Source organism: Brucella ciceri, from assembly GCF_041930145.1.
GTDB classification, from domain to species: Bacteria; Pseudomonadota; Alphaproteobacteria; order Rhizobiales; family Rhizobiaceae; genus Brucella; species Brucella intermedia.
The window spans coordinates 573570-590738 of record NZ_JBHEEV010000001.1 but is presented as its reverse complement, the minus strand read 5'-3'; the positions used below and the strand labels follow the sequence as shown (position 1 = coordinate 590738).

Genomic DNA, 17169 nt, shown 5'->3' with positions numbered 1-17169 from the left:
GGCAGCATGGACCAGATCAAATCGTCGCTGCGCCATCTTCCTTCCGTGGATGCCATCCTGCAAATGCCCGCGCTTGCCGCAGCATTGGAGAGCTTTGGCCATGCTTCGGTGGCGGAAGCCGTGCGGAAGGTGCTGGGAAATGAGCGTGAGGCGGTGAAGTCCGGCGCCGCGCCTTCCAGCAACGTGCTTTTGGCGGAGCGGGTTATTCACCTGCTCGAAGCATCCGGCCAGTCGAGCCTGCGCCCCTTGTTCAACCTGACTGGAACGGTCCTGCACACCAATCTCGGGCGCGCCATTCTGGCCGAAGCCGCAATCGAGGCTGCGACGCAAGCCATGCGGCAGGCGGTTTCTCTTGAGTTCGACCTTTCTTCCGGCGCGCGCGGCGAGCGTGACGATCATCTGCGCGCGCTTGTCTGCGAACTGACCGGGGCAGAGGATGCCACCATCGTCAACAACAACGCGGCGGCGGTGCTTCTGGTGCTGAACAGCCTTGCAGCGGGAAAGGAAGCCATTGTTTCGCGTGGCGAACTGATCGAGATCGGCGGTGCTTTCCGCATGCCGGATATCATGACCCGCGCCGGTACGCGGCTTGTCGAAGTTGGCACCACCAACCGCACCCATCCGCGCGATTACGAGAATGCGATCAACTCCGATACGGGTCTGGTGCTGAAGGTCCACACCTCCAACTATCGGATCGAGGGGTTCACGCGCGAAGTCACTGCCCCGGAACTTGCAGCAATCGCGCAGGCGAGGGGCGTGCCGCTGGTCAACGATCTCGGCTCCGGCACGCTGGCCGACCTGACAGCTTTCGGTCTGGCACATGAGCCGACGGTGCGCGAGGCAGTGGCCGAAGGCGCTGATATCATCACTTTTTCCGGCGACAAGCTTCTCGGCGGGCCGCAGGCGGGGTTCGTCGTCGGGCGGCGCGATCTGATCGCCCACATCAACAGGAACCCGATGAAGCGCGCCTTGCGGGTCGACAAGATCAGGCTTGCAGCGCTTGAGGCGACGCTCAAACTTTATCGCAACCCGCAGCGGCTTGCGGAAAAACTGCCGACCTTGCGTTATCTGGCGCGCCCGCAGGCAGAAATTGCCGCGCAGGCGGAAAGGCTCAAACCCGCGCTGGAAAAGGTGCTCGGGCCCGCTTTCACCGTCACGGTGACGGAGTGCGCCAGCCAGATCGGCTCCGGGGCCTTGCCGCTTTCGACCGTGCCAAGCGCCGGTCTGTCGATTGCACCGAAGGACGGCAGCGGCTCCGCGCTGACAGCGCTTGGCGCTTCGCTGCGCGCGCTGCCTCTCCCGGTCATCGGGCGGATAGAAAAGGGCGCGCTCGTGCTCGACTTGCGCTGTCTTGACGACGAAAGCAGTTTCATCGGGAACCTGTCATCCTATGCGGCTTGCTGATCTCTTCGCCCGCAAAACGAAGCAGGACACGACGGCGCAGGCGCTGGAAAAGGCGCTTGCGGCTGCAAAGACGGGTGATTACGCAACGGCGCTTTCCATCTGGGAGCCGCTGGCCCGTAGCGGCAATGCCCGTGCGCAGAACAATATCGGGGCCTGTTTTGCAGGCGGCATGGGCGTCGAGAAGAATATCGGCCTCGCGCAGCGCTGGCTGACCCTTTCCGCCGCCGCTGGCGATGCTTCCGGCCAGCGCAATCTCGCTTCCCTGCTTTTCAAGGGCGAAGGCATCGAAGCCGATTACCCGGAAGCTGCGCGGCTCTACCGCCTTGCCGCCGAACAGGGTGACGCGCAGGCGCAGGACATGCTGAGCTGGATGCTCATCGAGGGCGAGGTGATTTCCGCCGATCCGGTGGAGGCGCGTGAATGGGCGCTGAAGGCAGCCGAAGGCGGCGTTGCCGCAGCCATGACGCGGCTTGGCATGATCTACCATAATGCCCTCGGTGTGCCGCGTGATCCGTCCCGGGCGGTCTACTGGTGGCGAAAGGCCGCCGACGCGGGCGATGCCGACGGGCAGGCCATGCTGGGGGCGGCGCTGCACCTCGGCATGGGCGTGGAACGCGATCCTTTGGCGGCTTACGATTATCTGCAGCGCGCAAGGACGGGCGGCAGCGCGCTTGCCGCGCCTTTCATCGAGGCAGCGCGCAGCGCACTGGACGAGCAACCATGATCGTTGGAACGGCGGGGCATATCGACCATGGCAAGACCGCGCTGGTGCGCGCGCTTACCCAGGTGGATACGGACCGGCTGAAAGAGGAAAAGGCGCGGGGCATTTCCATCGATCTCGGCTTTGCCTATCTGCCGTTGTCCGGCGACGAAAAGGATATACTGGGCTTTGTCGACGTGCCGGGGCACGAGAAGTTCGTGCATACGATGCTGGCCGGGGCGGCGAGCATCGATTTCGTCATGCTGGTTGTCGCCGCCGATGACGGCATCATGCCGCAAACCCGCGAACATCTGGCAATCGTCAATCTGCTCGGCATCCGGCGCGGTGTTGCCGTCATTACCAAATCCGACCTTGCCGCGCCCGACCGCCTTGCGGAAGTGGAAACCGCTATCCGCAACGAACTGGCGCTGACGGGGCTTGTCGATATTCCCGTTCTGGCGGTTTCCACCGTGTCCGGTGCCGGGATCGACGATCTCAGAACCATGCTGGAGGCGCAGGCCCATGCGGTTGGCGAGCGGCAGGCGAACGGACGTTTTCGTCTGGCCGTGGATCGTTCCTTCACGCTGAAGGGCGCGGGTACGGTCGTCACTGGCACGGTGCTTTCCGGCAAGGTCGCCATCGGCGATCATCTGGCGATCAGCCCGGCTGGAAAAGAAGCGCGGGTCCGGACCATTCATGCGCAGAACCGGCCGAGCGAAACCGCGCAGGCGGGTGATCGCTGCGCGCTCAATCTGGCAGGCGAAGGCATATCGAAAGAGGCGGTGCATCGCGGCGACATGCTGGTGTCGCCCCCTCTGCATCGTCCCACGGACCGCATCGATGCTTCGCTGCAAATATTGCCTTCCGAGAAAAAGCCGATAGGCCAGTGGTTTCCTGCGCGCCTACATCATGCGTCGGCGGAAGTTGGCGCGCGCATCGTGCCTTTGCGGGGCGGCGAGCTTCGGCCCGGGAGCGAAGACCGGGTGCAAATGGTTCTGGATCGCCCCCTTGCCGTGGCCGCCGGAGACCGTTTCGTCATCCGGGATGTGTCCGCGCAACGAACCATCGGGGGCGGACGTTTTCTCGATCTGCGTCCGCCGCAGCGCAAGCGCCGCAGCCCCGAGCGCATGGCGCAACTCGACGCCCATTCCATCGATGATCCCGTGCAGGCGGCGCGGGCGCTGCTGTCCGTCGAACCATATTATCTGGATGCGACGGCCTTCCAGCGCGACCGGGCGCTGGCCGACGATCCGCAGGCACTGGCGCAGGCGCTCGATGCGGTGATGCTGCCGCAGGCGAATTCCGTGCTCCTGCTGTTGCCGGAGCGATGGAATGCGCTGCGGGACGAGATTGTGGCGCGGCTCGGTGCTTTCCACACGGAGAACCCGGACCTGATTGGCATGGGTGTGGAGCGGCTGCGCTTGCTGTTGAAGCCGCGCCTGCCTGCTCCGGCCTTCCGCGCCGCCATTGCTGCACTCATCGAGGCGGACCTGTTGCGGCTCGACGGTGCCTGGCTGCGCCTGCGCGATCATGAAGTGACGATGAGCGATGCCGACGAGGCGCTCTGGCAGCGCATCGCGCCGCTTCTTGGCGGCGATGCCCGTTTTCGCCCGCCGCGCGTGCGCGATATTGCGGGTCTGCTGGATGAGCGGGAGGAAGATATCCGCCGCCTGCTCAAGCTTGCCGGGCGCATGGGCCGGGTGCATGAAGTGGCGCACGACCATTTTTTCCTCCGCGCAACGATTGCCGAGATGATCGGAATATTGTCGGACATGGACGCGGCTTTCGACAGCGGCTGGTTTATCGCTGCGCGATTTCGCGACCGGGTCGACAGCGGCCGCAAGGTGGCGATCCAGATACTGGAATTCTTCGACCGCAACAGCGTTACGATAAGGCGCGGAGACATGCGCCGCCTCAACCGCCGCAAGCTCGACCTGTTTGGCGATTTTGCGCAAGGGGAAACGCAACAAACGGGAGGAGCCCTGTGAAAACCTTTTCAACAACCATGTGCCTGATACTGGTTCTGGCTGTCGCAGGCGGTTGCGCAAACCGAGCCTGCAATGAATGGCCGGGCACCTGCATCATTCAATGATCGGCCAGTTGTCCAGATTGACGCTTCGATTGCTGGTGCGGTAGGAATGAGGAGTAAGTGAAATGGTGGCAGCCGGGCAGAAACGGCCTCTCGTCGCGGCCACCTGAGACGAATTTATGGAATGAATCAATATCTGGAAGGGATGCATGCCCGGTGGCATGTCCGGACTTCAAATCCGGGAGGGGCCGATAGACGGTCTTTGGTGGGTTCGACTCCCATTCTCTTCCGCCATTCGGCTTTTCCGATCATCTCGAACGCACGATGCCCATCACATTGCGCACCACTTCGTCCTGAAGCGGGCGCTGCTTCTCGATGTTGAAATGGCCGATATCCTTCATGCCTGAAAAATCGCGGTTGTCGAGGCTTCCCCTGAAACGTGGCCCGGCCGTCAGCGGCAGGCCCCAGCCGTGCTCCTTGAAATAGAAGTTCACCACACGTCTTATATTGCCGGGCAGGGGGGCGGGAGCGGTAGCGGCAAAGGTCGCCATATAGGCAACCTGGATGCCCTTCTTTTCAAGCGCCGCTGCAATATCGATAACGGCATTGGCGCCCAGCGAATGGCCGATCAGCACCACCGGCGCACGCGGATTGTTTCTCTGGTCGGTGAGAATCCGGTTCAGCACAAAACGCCATGCCTGATGCCCCTCGACATGCGCATCGACGCCGTTGGCCTGCAACTGCTTGCCGATCTCGTCGATGCCGGTGGAGAAGATATCCCCGAAGCCGCGCAGGAGGTAGACATCGGCCTGCGGCGCCGTTCGGGAAGGCGTTCTGGGCGCTGCCTGGGCCGCGCCCCCACAGAAGGCGAGCGCCGCCCCCGCAAAGATCAGGCTGCGGCGGGTCATTTTCGAATGCAAACTATCGGGCTTTGAAACCATCTTCGACTACCTGTTGGGGCACGTTCGAAAATGGCTTTCGAACGGAACGCATCGAAAGAGTATTTAGAGCGCCGATCCGCTTCGGCCAAATCACTAGAACTTGAGCTATATTTTGATCTTCGGGATGACGCGGCCCGTCCTGCGCGCATAGTCGTCATAGGATGCGCCGAACGCCGCGCGCATCATCGCCTCCTCGTGGCCGACCCGGTAGAAATAGAGGATGGCGACACCGACAAGGCCCGCCAACCCCGCAAACCAGTTCGGAAGCAGGCAGAACTGCGCAATCGCCCACAGCCAGAACGACAGATACATCGGGTGGCGGACATATTTATAGAGCCCTTCGGTCACCAGCTTGTGCTCGCGGCGGATTTCAAGCGAGACCGACCAGTTCTTGCCGAGCTGCCGGTGGCTTGCATAAAAAAGCCAGAGGAAGGCGATCTCGACAATCACCCCGATCCAGGCCAGCCACGGCTGGAAGGCATAGTCAGCAAAGGCTGGAAAGCCGGTTGCGACATAGACGATCGGGATCAGCGACAGGCCGACAGTCGCCGCCCCCAGCGCCAGCCTGTCGGCCAGCGTCCTTGCATCCTTCGCAACCTTGATCTTGCGCGCGCGCCGCTGGTGCGGAATGCGGATGACGACCCAGGCGACAAGCCCGATACTCCAGACGATTGCAGCCAGTGTCGGTGTCATTCGGCAACAGTTTCCTTCCTTGGCAGGGCGCCGATTATGCGGTCGTCGGTCCGTTCCCGAAGCGAGACCGGCCCACAGCAGATTTGAAAGAAATCATACCAATAGGGCTTCGTATTTCCGAATACATATTGATAATGCACGCGAAAAAGGTTCCGCTTCACACGCCGGTAGATTTCCGGCTGCAGCATTTCCTTTATGCGCACCGTCCGCGTGACGGGAAAGGATCGCTGCGCATCCCGCTTCAAACCCATCTCGGCCACGGGGTCGGTCTTGTAGAAGTTGATCGCATCGGTCAGGCACTGGATTTCCACCCAGTCGATCCCGCCATCGTCCACCAGCCGCTGCACGCCCTCGCGAAAATGCCCGCCCGCCGGATGGTAACCGGCCTTGAGCGCGGTCGATCCGAGCGTGAGGACCGTCACCTTCGGCGCATGGCTGCTGAATTCCGGATCGATGGCAAGGCAGCGCGCGGCAACATCCAGCATCAGCATGCCGCCGGTGCTGTGGCCGATCAGGATGACTTCATCATAATGTTTCGCCGCGGTGCGCTCGACAATGCCGGCTGCGAAGCGCTGCATCAGGGATTCTGCATCCCGCCGCCGCCCGCGAATGAAATTGAGCGAGAACGACCAGAGGTCCATCAGGTGGTTGGTGGACCATCTTTTGCCCAGAATGGCGAGCGCCGCGAAAAAAACCGCAAGGCCGACGAGCCAGCTCAGTGCGCCGAGCCACTGGACCGTCCATCGCGCCACCGCATAGCCCGCAACGGCGAACAGGGCCAGCACGAGAAAAGGATAGAGAAAATAAAGCCCGAAGCGCCAGGCCTTGGCAAAGAAGCGGAAGGCGGTGCCGGTCAGGACGAAATCCCCGAAGGCGGCGAGATATTTGGCGAGCCTGACCGGCAGCGGACGGTCGAAATCCGCGAGCACGATCTTGTCCAGAACGAGAAAATTGAAGTCGGTCTGGGTCGCCCATCCATCATCGGCGGAGGCCGTCGCGATCGCGACGGAGCCGATCTCGCCGTCCGGCGACACGCTGACATCCGAAACGTCGGAACGAACGCTCCACAGTGCCTCGAACCGTTTGATTTCTCTGTTCAATCGTCCAAAAAACGCCTCCGGCGTTTTCGGATCATAGCCGCCAATGAAGAAGACAGCGCGTTGTCGAACCGGTTGCTTCATGGGCAAACCGTAATTTGGGGCTTTCGGATTGTCGAGATCATTACCGCTCATCCCCAGAAAAACCGGTTGAATTCGAAAGCCTATCTCATGTCGGCCACTATCTCATGTCGACCAGGCCACGCCTTATGGCTTCCCGCGTTGCCTCGGCCCGCGACGACACGCTGAGCTTCTGGTAGATGGCCTTCACATAATCGCTGACCGTATGTTCCGACAGTCCAAGCTTGCGGGCGATTTCGCCGTTGCGCTGTCCGGTGCCTATCTCCTTCAGCACTTCGGTTTCCCGGCGCGAAAGATGGATGAACTCGCCGTTCGGCTCCGCTGCCGCAGGCTGGTTGGATATGGCCTTCACGCGCGCCACCAGATTGAGCCGGGCGCGGATCGTGAGGATGAGGACATCGAAATCGATCGGCTTGGTCAGGTAATCGTCGGCACCGGCCTCCCTGCCGGTCAGCTCGTGGCTGCGGTCGGCAAGCGCGGTCAGGAACAGGAATGGCGTTCCGGCAAGGTCGGTGCGGGAACTGCGGATCTGTTCCAGAAATTGCAGGCCGTTGGTGCCGGGCATCAATATATCGCAGATGATGATGTCGGGCGTCGTCGTGTCCAGCACGCGCAGCGCTTCGGTCGCATTGGCCGCGCCAATGGCGTTGAACCCCGAAGTGCCCAGTTCATCGATCAGTTCTTCCAGAATATGGGTTTCGTCCTCGATGCAGAGGACGGTCGGCTGGGGGAGGATTTCAGGCAGTCGCATGCTGGGCCACCTTTGGTAGAGTGAGGATGAATACCGTACCTTGTCCTTCAATCGAAGTGAAGACAAGCGTTCCGCCGTGCAATTCGGCGAGCGCGCGCGACAGGCTGAGGCCCAGGCCGGTGCCCGCCATGTGCGATGCGTTGCTGGCGCGGAAAAAGCGCGTGAATATGCGATCCGCTTCCTCCGCCGGTATGCCGATACCGTGGTCGCGGACGATGCAGCGGAATTCGTTCTCGTCTTCTTCCGTGGTCACTTCGATGGGCTTGCCGGCGGGCGAATATTTGGTGGCGTTGCCAAGCAGGTTGACAAGAATCTGCTCGACCAGAATGCCGTCGCAGTAACAGAACGTCTCGCTGTCCTGAATGTCCGTCACCAGTTCCAGCTCGGGATGCAGCTCCTGATGATAGGCGCAGGTGTTGCGCACCAGTTCGGAGAAATCGACCGGCTGGCGGTTGATCTGGAACCCGCTTTCATCAAGGCGTTCCGCATTGGCGGTGCTTTCCAGAAGCAGGATCAGGCGGCGGCTGGCGTTGCGCATCCGCTTGGCCTTGTCGATGATGATTTCGGGCGTGAACTCGTCGGCGCGGCGGATGAAGCGCTGGGCGATGATGTCGATGATCGATACGGGCGTGCGGAACTGGTGCGAAACCGTGGTGATGAAGCTCTTGTAGAGTTCCTTGGCCTTGCGCTCGCTTTCCAGCGCCTCGCGCAGGGCGGCGGTGCGGTCGGCGACGGTCTGTTCGAGTTGCTGCTTGTACTCCTGCAATGCCTTGTGGGCGCGCTCGGCCTTGCGCATGTTGGAAACCACCTGCCAGGACAGGATGGCGCCCGTCGCCATGATGCCCAGCACCGCGAACATGATCAGGTAGATCGACTGCAATTGCTGGTCGCGCTGCGCACCGCCATGGTCCTGCTCCACGATCGTCGCGTCATCGGCAACCTTGGTCAGTTCATCGCGCATGGGCACCAGCGCCCGATAGATGGCTATAGGGTCGAATTGTTCCGGCCCGGCCTTGATCATCGCCTCGATCTGGGGAAGCCGGTCGGTATTGCGCTGGATGATTTCGGCAGCGCCCGGAATACGGGCGAAATATTTCTTCTGCGGCCCGTCGGCCAGAAGCGCGAAACGGCTGTAAAGAACGTCGAGGCGGAGCGAGAGATCGGCGGTGTCGGTGCTGCCCGCCGGCATTGTCAGCGCCGTTTCGGCCAGGCGTCCGGCGTCGCGTTCGGTCTTGGTGATGGCCCAGACCATGTTCTCGCCGGTATAGGTCGCCAGCGATTTCTGGATCTGGAGAAGCTGGCTGAATGCATAAGCGAGCAGGGCCGCAAAACCTGCCATGACAAGGCCGGAGAGAATATAGCCCCGCTTGATTCTCATTTCGCCTCGATCTGCTTCACCTGCCATGCCCAGCGGTGATCATAGCGCGAATCGTTCAGTTCCTGATGCTGGTCACGCGGATAGACGATCCAGTATGGTCCCTTGTCGCGCAGGCTCAGCTCCCGGCCGTTCATCCTGCGCGCCACAAGGACATTGTACTTGTAGGCGTCCTCCAGCGGAATGCTGATACTGTAATCGTTGAGCGCAAGAATGGTGATCGAACGGTTGGGGGCGTTCTTACCGTCCACACCCACCGTTGCCAGCACGTCGCGCAGCAGCACGCCGTCGAAATTCTGCGGACCTTCGGTCCAGGCGGTGTTGGTCTGCAACGTATTCTGCGGCAACTGCGTGAAGTCGTCATTGCTCAATACGCGCGTCGTTCCATCGGGGGCGATGACGGTCAGCGTGATGGTCACCGTCGCAGGCGATGCAGCAGGAGCCGCGCCTGTGGAAAGGATGATTTGGCAGACGGCGAAAAGCGCGATCAGTGCCGGGAGCGCCAGAAGACGCCGGAAAGCGAACATCCAGTTTGCGCATGACACGTGAGGTATCTCCAGAAACGAACGAATGCGAATGCAGCGAAGCTTAAAAGGGAGGATGCCCGAAATTTCAAGAATCTCCTGAGTTTGGCGGACGAAATTCCCCTTCAAAAGCGTCAATTCGCACATAACACTGAAAAAGTCTGGTCCAATTTCAAATAAATATCAAACGGTTTCATAAAGTCTTTCAAAATCTACCGGCTGCTGAAAGTCATTGCCGGAAAAGTGGGTCAGTTCTTCTTTCTAACCTACCCCCCTGAATAGGGGAATTGTTTTTCGCTACTAGAGCGTCCACTAAATAACCGTCGGCCTGTTGGGGCTTAGGAGGCTGACTCAAAAAATTGGGCGGGGGCTGCTTATCGACCGCGGGGAGTCGGGGTCGATAGGCAGCCAAACCAGTCCGGACAGCGCGGAAGCGGCGATAACGGTTACTCTCGAAGCGAAGCGTTTCGAGCTACGAATAAAAACCGGTCCCGCATTCTGGGTCGCTTCCAGGGCAAAATGGCCGACAGGCATCTGGTCGAGCCTAGAACCTGCCGTTCAGGTTCCTCGAACAGAGCGAGCTTGCAACTCTTTCGCGTCCTTCATCTGAAGGGCGCGCTTTTTTTTGCCCTGTTTCAATTTCAGAAAAAAGTGACGACCGGCGTTGCGGCGCGATCGTCACGAATCAGGATGGGCTATCCGGTTCCCGGCTTTCCGGCGGTTATTTCTGTTCCGGAGCCGTTGTCTGGATGCTTGCAGTGGTCTGCGGCTTCTCCATTTTCGTGGAGGATTGAGCACTGTGATAGGTGCAGTCTGCCATCGCGCCGGTAACCGACAGAGCGAGGACAGCGGTAGTCACGAATACGACTTTCATGTCTGTCTCCCTATAATTTGGGTATGGCATTGCAGCGGAGAGTTTAGCAGAGCGGACCCCTCCTGTCGCATCACATCATCCCCAAAATGCCATTTGCCGCATTTTCGCCATGATTTTGTCGGGCGTTCGCCACAAGTTTTGGTGGGAAAAAGTCATGGTTTGCCGCGAAAAAACGCATCCGGCGCGAAAATCGCGCCGGTTCACGGTTCTGCCTTGATTTGATTTCGGCCCGGTCAGGAGGCGCAGCGGTTGACCACGGCGCGCTTGCCGCCCATCGACAGGAACGAGATATGCAGCGTCTGTCCGACGGGTGAAATGGTGATGTTTTCCTTCGACTGCTGCCCGTTGGCCGTGCAGGACATCGAGACGGTAAAGGTGCCTTCGTAATTGTTCATGCGCGTGACCGAGCACTGGCCGTCGCGGCTGTCGAAACGCTCGCCGGAAATGGCGAATCGCTGGCCGTCAGGGCTGCACCAGTTGCCGGTGATGGGGGTGGGATCGACCGGCGGTCTGGCGGGGGAGGCGCTTGCCGAAGGACCGGGCGTCGTTTCGGAACATGCTGCCAGGGCGGTGGCAGCGAGGACGAGGGCAAGCAAACCGGACTTCTGCAACGATCTTCTCCTTCATGCAGCGGACAAAGCCTCCTCTTAAGAAACCGATTCGGGCGATATCGCGACGGCAGAAGGCCAATCCACAACGAAGTAAGGGCCGGATTGCTCCGGCCCTTCTGTGGAAGGCGATGGAAGGAGACGCCGGGATTATTCCCCCGGCGCCAGATGCGGGGCCTCGATCTTCGCGCCTGCATGTTTCAACGGGCGCTCGCCGGAGAGCTTGCGGATCAGCACATAGAACACCGGCGTCATGAAGATGCCGAAGGCGGTCACGCCGATCATGCCTGCAAAGACCGCGATGCCCATGGCCGAGCGCATTTCCGCACCGGCGCCGGTCGACGTTACCAGAGGCACCACGCCCATGATGAACGCCATCGATGTCATCAGGATCGGACGCAGGCGCAACCGGCTTGCCTCGACCGCCGCCTGCACGACGCCTCGTCCTGAAAGCTCCAGTTCGCGGGCGAATTCCACGATCAGGATCGCGTTCTTCGCCGACAGCCCCACAAGGACTATCAAGCCGATCTGGGTAAAGACGTTGTTGTCGCCTCCTGTCAGCCAGACGCCGGTGAGTGCGGCCATGATCCCCATCGGCACGATCATGATGATCGACAGCGGCAGGGCAAGGCTTTCATACTGCGCGGCCAGAACCAGATAGACGAGCAGCAGCGCCAGCGGGAAGACGAGGAAACCGGAGCTGCCAGCCAGAATCTGCTGGTAGGTCAGATCCGTCCACTCGAAGGTGATGCCGGGCGGCAAGGTTTCCTCCGCGATCCGTTCAATGGCAGCCTGCGCCTGACCGGACGAGAAGCCGGGGGCGGGATTGCCGTTGATATCGGCGGAAAGGAAGCCGTTATAACGGATGGCGCGTTCCGCACCCACGGTCTGCTCGACTTTCAGAAGCGCCGACAGCGGGATCATCTCGCCGGACTGCGAACGCACCTTCAGCTTGCCGATATCCTCGGCATGGCTGCGATAATTCGCATCGGCCTGAATGCGCACGCTGTAGGTGCGTCCGAAGGCATTGAAGTCGTTGACATAGAGCGAACCCAGATAAATCTGCAGGGTTTCAAACACGTCGGTCACCGCCACGCCAAGCTGTCGCGCCTTCACGCGGTCCAGATCGGCATAAAGCTGCGGCACGTTGATCTGGTAGCTCGAATAGAGACCAGCCAGTTCCGGCGTCTGATAGGCCTTGGCGAGAAACGCCTTGGTCGCATCGTCAAGCGCCTTGAAGCCAAGCCCGTTGCGATCCTCAAGCTGGAGCTTGAAGCCGCCTGTCGTGCCGAGACCCTGAACGGGCGGCGGCGGGAACATGGCGATGAAGGCATCCTGAATGGCGCCGTATTGCTGGTTCAGCTCCATGGTGATGGCATTGGCCGACAGTTCCGGGGTCTTGCGCTCCTCGAACGACTTCAGCGTCACGAAAACGATGCCGGAGTTCGACGAGTTGGTGAAACCGTTGATTGACAGGCCGGGGAAGGCGATGGCATTGGCCACGCCCGGATGCTTGAGCGCAATGTCGCTCATGCGACGGATCACATCTTCCGACCGGTCGAGCGTTGCCGCATCCGGCAATTGCGCGAAGCCAATCAGATATTGCTTGTCCTGCGCCGGAACGAAGCCGCCGGGCACCGCGCGGAACAGGACGAAGGTGACGCCGAGCAGCACGACATAGAGGCCCATGACCAGCGACTTGCGCGAGAGGATGCTGCCGACACCGCGTCCATAGGCTTCCGAACTTGCACCGAAGAAACGGTTGAAGCCACGGAAGAACCAGCCGAACAGCTTGTCCATGATGCGGGTGAGCCGATCCTTCGGCGCATCGTGACCGCGCAGCAACAGTGCCGCGAGGGCAGGCGAAAGCGTCAGCGAATTGAAGGCCGAGATCACCGTCGAGATTGCGATGGTGAGCGCGAACTGACGGTAGAACTGGCCTGTCAGGCCGGTGATGAAGGCAAGTGGTACGAAGACCGCGACCAGCACCAGCGCAATGGCGATGATCGGCCCGGACACTTCCTGCATGGCGCGATAGGTTGCCTCGACCGGCGACAGCCCCTGTTCGATGTTGCGCTCGACATTTTCCACCACCACGATGGCGTCGTCGACCACGATGCCAATGGCAAGCACCAGGCCGAAAAGGCTGAGTGCATTGATGGAGAAGCCGAACACATACATCACCGCAAACGTGCCGACGATGGAAACGGGAACGGCAACCAGCGGAATGATGGAGGCGCGCCATGTCTGCAGGAACAGGATGACGACGATGACCACCAGCACGATGGCTTCGAGCAGCGTATGGATGACCGACTCGATGGAAGCCTTCACAAACCCGGTCGTGTCATAGACGATGTCGAAATCCACGCCTTCCGGCATGGTTTTCTTCAGGTCCGCCATGGCCGCATGGACGTTTTCGGAAATGTCCAGCGCATTGGAACCGGGCGACTGGAACACGCCCATGCCGACCGCGAGCTTGTTGTCGAGCAGCGAGCGCAGCGAATAATCGGCGGCGCCCATTTCGACGCGCGCCACATCGCCCAGCCGGGTGATTTCGCCTTCATTGCCTGACTTCACGACAATATTGGCGAATTCTTCCGGCGACTGGAGACGGCCCTGCGCATTGACGGAAAGTTGCAGGTCGAGACCGGAAACGGACGGCGATGCGCCGATGACGCCGGCAGCGGCCTGAACGTTCTGCTGGCGGATGGCATTGGCGATGTCGCTTGCGGAAAGACCGCGTTCGGCGGCCTTCTGCGGGTCGATCCAGACGCGCATCGAATAATCGCCGCCGCCGAATATCTGCACCTGACCGACGCCCGGGATACGGGCGATACGGTCCTTGACGTTCAGAACCGCATAGTTGCGCAGATAGTTCACGTCATACCGGCCATCGGGCGAGATGATATGGACGACGAGCGTCAGGTCGGGCGAGCTCTTGGCGGTCGTGACGCCAAGCGTGCGCACCTCTTCCGGCAGGCGCGGTTCAGCCTGCGAAATACGGTTCTGCACCAGCTGCTGGGCCTGATCGGGATCGGTGCCGAGCGCGAAGGTGACCGTCAGCGTCATGACGCCATCGGCGGTCGCCTGGCTCTGCATGTAGAGCATGCCCTCGACGCCGTTGATCTGTTCTTCAAGCGGCGTGGCGACGGTTTCGGAAATGACGGCAGGGTTGGCGCCCGGATATTGCGCGCGAACCACGATCTGCGGCGGCACGACTTCCGGATATTCCGAGATCGGCAGACCTGTCATGCCGATCAGACCGGCAACGAAGATCAGGACCGACAGAACGCCAGCGAAGACCGGCCGGTCGACGAAAAAGCGTGAGAAGTTCATCTGTTTATCCCCCTTAGAGCGCCGTGCGTTCGGTCGAACGCACAAAGGACGCTCTAATTGTTTGGGTCTGGGCATCGTGCTTTCCAAAAATCGAAATCGATTTTTGGGCCGATGCCGTGGCGGATGGGCAAAGACTCTCCCGGCCCGCGAAATCGGCAGATTTCGCGGGTTGCTGAGGCTGAGCATTTGCGGTTAGCGCGCGCTCAGGCGCGCCGTTTTAATTCAGTTTTTGGCAAGTGTTTCGGTGACGGGTTGCGGTGCGACGACCACGCCCGGACGAATGCGCTGCAGGCCGTTCACGACGATATTCTCGCCGGGCTTCAACCCGCTTTCGATGATGCGCAGGCCGTCATAATTGCGTCCCAGAACCACCTGTCGGTATTCGACCTTGTTATCGGCCCCGACCACGAAGACGAATTTCTTGTCCTGATCGGAGGCAATGGCGCGGTCGCTCACCACCAGCTTTTCATCCGGTTCCGGTTCGCCGAAGCGGATGCGGACAAACTGGCCGGGAATGAGCCTGCCGTCCGGATTGTCGATTGCGGCGCGAACGCGGATCGTGCCGGTCGTGGCATCGACCTCATTGTTGATGAGCTGGATATGACCGGAAATCGGGGTGCCTTCATCGGAAGCGGTGCCGATCTGGACCGGAATGCGCTCGATGGCGTTTCCGCCGGGCGAGGCTGCAAGCTTGGCAAGCGCCTTGGTGACGACTTCCTCATTGGCGCTGAAGCTTGCATAGATCGGATCGACCGAAACAAGCGTGGTCAGGACCGGCGAGGCGGAACTTGCGGCAACCAGATTGCCTGCCGTTACTTCCAGCCGCCCGACGCGGCCGGAAATCGGCGCGCGCACTTCCGTATATTGAAGATCGAGCTCGGCGGTACGAAGGGCCGCCTTGGCTGAACGCAGGCTTGCCTGCGCCTCGTCATAGGCGCTGGACCGCTGGTCGAGGCCGCTCTGGGCGATGGTGCGGGTGGTGACGAGCTGGCGTCCGCGTTCCAGTTCCGTCTTGGCCAGCGCAACGCGGGCCTCTTCGGCTGAAACCTGTGCCTTCGCCTTTTCCACCGCCGCTGCATAGGGCTCGGGATCGATGGTGACGAGCAGATCGCCCTGTTTCACCAGAGCGCCTTCGCGGAAATGGGCTTTCAGGATTGCGCCGCCGACGCGCGGGCGAATTTCAACCCGGTCGATCGCTTCCAGACGACCGGAAAATTCTTCCCAGGTCGCAATGCGGCGCGATTCCGCCCTGGCGACGGAAACCGGCACGGCAGGCGGGGGAGCGGAAATATCGGTTGCGGCATCGGCCTTGAGGTGGGGCGCGCCGAAGAGAATGGCGCCGCCGCCAGCTGCAGACAATAGGATACTCAGGCCGGCGCCCCATAGGGCCCGGCGGGCTGTAATCGATGTCATTGTTGTATCTCCTGCAGCATAACCCGACCGGAGAGGTTCGGTCTGATTATGCTTTCAATCAAGGAGGTTAGAGCTTCGCTCTAACCGGTGGGGGCCGGCTTCATTGGGGCATCAGGTCAAAGCTTGGGAGGACTTTAAAACTGATGTCATGCTGCGATTGCCTTTGCTCCTGCCTGCCGGAAGAAATCGGAAAACAGGTCTACAAGTTTGTGCTCCTGTGGCGACCAGTCGGTGCCCGCCACCTTGTTTTCAGGTATCCAGCCGGCTTTTCCGGGCAGGACATGCGATTGGACCTTCACGCCCGCCTGACGAAGACGCTCGGCATAGGCCTGCGTTTCATCACGCATCGGGCACTGGGCGCTGGTGACAAGCAAAGTGGGTGCCAGACCAGCAAGACGGGTACACAAGGCGGGCGCGGCATAGGGGTGGGTGAAACCCGCACACTCGCCCAGATAATGCTGCCAGCCATCCGACATCGTCTTGACGGCGCTTTCCGGGCAATATTTGCGGAAAGACGCCGTGGCGAGGCAGGGGTCGAGCATGGGCGAAAGCAGTATCTGACCCTTGAGATCGGTCAGATATTGATCGCGCGCCATCAGGGCCACGCCGGCAGCAAGGTTGCCGCCCGCCTCTTCACCGGCGACGAACAGCATCGACTTCTTGTGCGCAAACTCCGGGCAGCGCGCGCGCATCGAAGTCAGGATGGAATAGACTATCTCAAGCGCCGCCGGGAACGGGTTGAGACAGGCTGACGAATATTCCGGCGACACGACCACCGCACCCGCCTCGGCAAGTGTTTCGGCGACGCGCTCGCAGGCGCCCAGACAACTGGCCGAGAAAGCGCCACCGTGAAGGTGCAGCACCACCGGCGGCGGGGAGAGCAGCTTTGTCCCCCGGTAGATGCGCGCCTTGCAGGTGCAGTCGCCCGCCTGTCCCTGGGCTTGACCATGAAGTCGCCCATGAACCTGCAACGTCTCTACACTAAACTTCTCGCACATCTTTTCTGGCCTTCATGTATAAAGCGGTTCTGTCACACGGAATCGTCCAGACCGCCCTATCCATTCTATTTCCACGTATTTCCGAACGCAAAACCGTTTCACGCTTCCGGTCCGAAAATGATGCGTCTGGAGCAGGACACGCCTATATATGGTTCGCGCCCACGCTCCGGCTGTTTGCTGCGCCGCATTCATGCCTGTCAGGTGATCTCCACCGGGCTGCACGATGCGCCGGAGCATTTCTGTCTGAACGGAATCGTCGGAAATGCTCTGGCTGTATTCACGCAAGTCCTTGCCCCAAAACCGGTTCCCACTTTTGGGGGACATGCGCTAGCGGCAAACTGCCAT

General features: G+C 60.8%; 14 protein-coding genes and 1 tRNA gene. 4 read left to right on the top strand and 11 right to left on the bottom strand.

All coding sequences use genetic code 11. The features are described from left to right. The first annotated feature begins 6 nt into the window (after window positions 1-6). From selA to JNC63_RS02655, 4 genes are all read left to right on the top strand, one after another. A complete protein-coding gene (selA, locus tag JNC63_RS02670; RefSeq protein ID WP_006468329.1) occupies window positions 7-1404 on the top strand; it encodes an L-seryl-tRNA(Sec) selenium transferase in 1398 nt (465 codons plus the stop codon). Further along, window positions 1391-2128, top strand: a complete 738-nt coding sequence (locus JNC63_RS02665; protein ID WP_006472067.1) for a tetratricopeptide repeat protein — start codon at window positions 1391-1393, stop codon at window positions 2126-2128. Before selA ends, JNC63_RS02665 begins: the two co-directional genes overlap by 14 nt. Beyond that, on the top strand, window positions 2125-4092 hold the full coding sequence (selB, locus tag JNC63_RS02660) for a selenocysteine-specific translation elongation factor (protein ID WP_025092115.1): 1968 nt from the start codon (window positions 2125-2127) through the stop codon (window positions 4090-4092). The genes JNC63_RS02665 and selB overlap by 4 nt, the downstream gene beginning before the upstream one ends. A gap of 239 nt (window positions 4093-4331) precedes the next feature. After that, window positions 4332-4427: transfer RNA gene (locus JNC63_RS02655), tRNA-Sec, on the top strand. 14 nt (window positions 4428-4441) lie between these two features. Here JNC63_RS02655 and JNC63_RS02650 read toward each other — a convergent pair. From JNC63_RS02650 to JNC63_RS02600, 11 genes are all read right to left on the bottom strand, one after another. Next, window positions 4442-5041 (bottom strand): thioesterase domain-containing protein, encoded by a 600-nt coding sequence (locus tag JNC63_RS02650; protein WP_025092114.1) that lies wholly within the window; start codon window positions 5039-5041, stop codon window positions 4442-4444. A 138-nt stretch (window positions 5042-5179) separates the two neighbouring features. Further along, window positions 5180-5767: a protein-S-isoprenylcysteine O-methyltransferase gene (locus JNC63_RS02645; RefSeq protein ID WP_006468334.1), complete on the bottom strand. Its 588-nt coding sequence runs from the start codon at window positions 5765-5767 to the stop codon at window positions 5180-5182. Then, entirely contained in the window at window positions 5764-6948 is a 1185-nt protein-coding gene (locus tag JNC63_RS02640; RefSeq protein WP_006472069.1) for an alpha/beta fold hydrolase, read from the bottom strand. The genes JNC63_RS02645 and JNC63_RS02640 overlap by 4 nt, the downstream gene beginning before the upstream one ends. A gap of 97 nt (window positions 6949-7045) precedes the next feature. After that, window positions 7046-7696 (bottom strand): response regulator transcription factor, encoded by a 651-nt coding sequence (locus tag JNC63_RS02635; protein WP_006472070.1) that lies wholly within the window; start codon window positions 7694-7696, stop codon window positions 7046-7048. Further along, complete coding sequence (locus JNC63_RS02630) at window positions 7683-9074, bottom strand: sensor histidine kinase (RefSeq protein WP_006472071.1); 1392 nt, start codon at window positions 9072-9074, stop codon at window positions 7683-7685. The genes JNC63_RS02635 and JNC63_RS02630 overlap by 14 nt, the downstream gene beginning before the upstream one ends. Beyond that, complete coding sequence (locus JNC63_RS02625) at window positions 9071-9616, bottom strand: putative pterin-binding protein (RefSeq protein WP_235691671.1); 546 nt, start codon at window positions 9614-9616, stop codon at window positions 9071-9073. The genes JNC63_RS02630 and JNC63_RS02625 overlap by 4 nt, the downstream gene beginning before the upstream one ends. A gap of 700 nt (window positions 9617-10316) precedes the next feature. Further along, the gene (locus JNC63_RS02620) at window positions 10317-10469 is read right to left on the bottom strand and encodes a hypothetical protein (protein ID WP_022570581.1); all 153 of its coding nucleotides are present in this window, start codon (window positions 10467-10469) and stop codon (window positions 10317-10319) included. 233 nt (window positions 10470-10702) lie between these two features. Continuing rightward, entirely contained in the window at window positions 10703-11080 is a 378-nt protein-coding gene (locus tag JNC63_RS02615; RefSeq protein WP_006468342.1) for a hypothetical protein, read from the bottom strand. Between the two features lie 147 nt (window positions 11081-11227). Then, window positions 11228-14413, bottom strand: coding sequence for an efflux RND transporter permease subunit (locus tag JNC63_RS02610; protein WP_006472072.1), 3186 nt, complete (start codon window positions 14411-14413; stop codon window positions 11228-11230). 222 nt (window positions 14414-14635) lie between these two features. Further along, window positions 14636-15826, bottom strand: a complete 1191-nt coding sequence (locus JNC63_RS02605) for an efflux RND transporter periplasmic adaptor subunit (RefSeq protein WP_006468344.1) — start codon at window positions 15824-15826, stop codon at window positions 14636-14638. 146 nt (window positions 15827-15972) lie between these two features. Further along, window positions 15973-16824: an alpha/beta hydrolase gene (locus JNC63_RS02600; protein WP_006468345.1), complete on the bottom strand. Its 852-nt coding sequence runs from the start codon at window positions 16822-16824 to the stop codon at window positions 15973-15975. Window positions 16825-17169 lie beyond the last annotated feature (345 nt).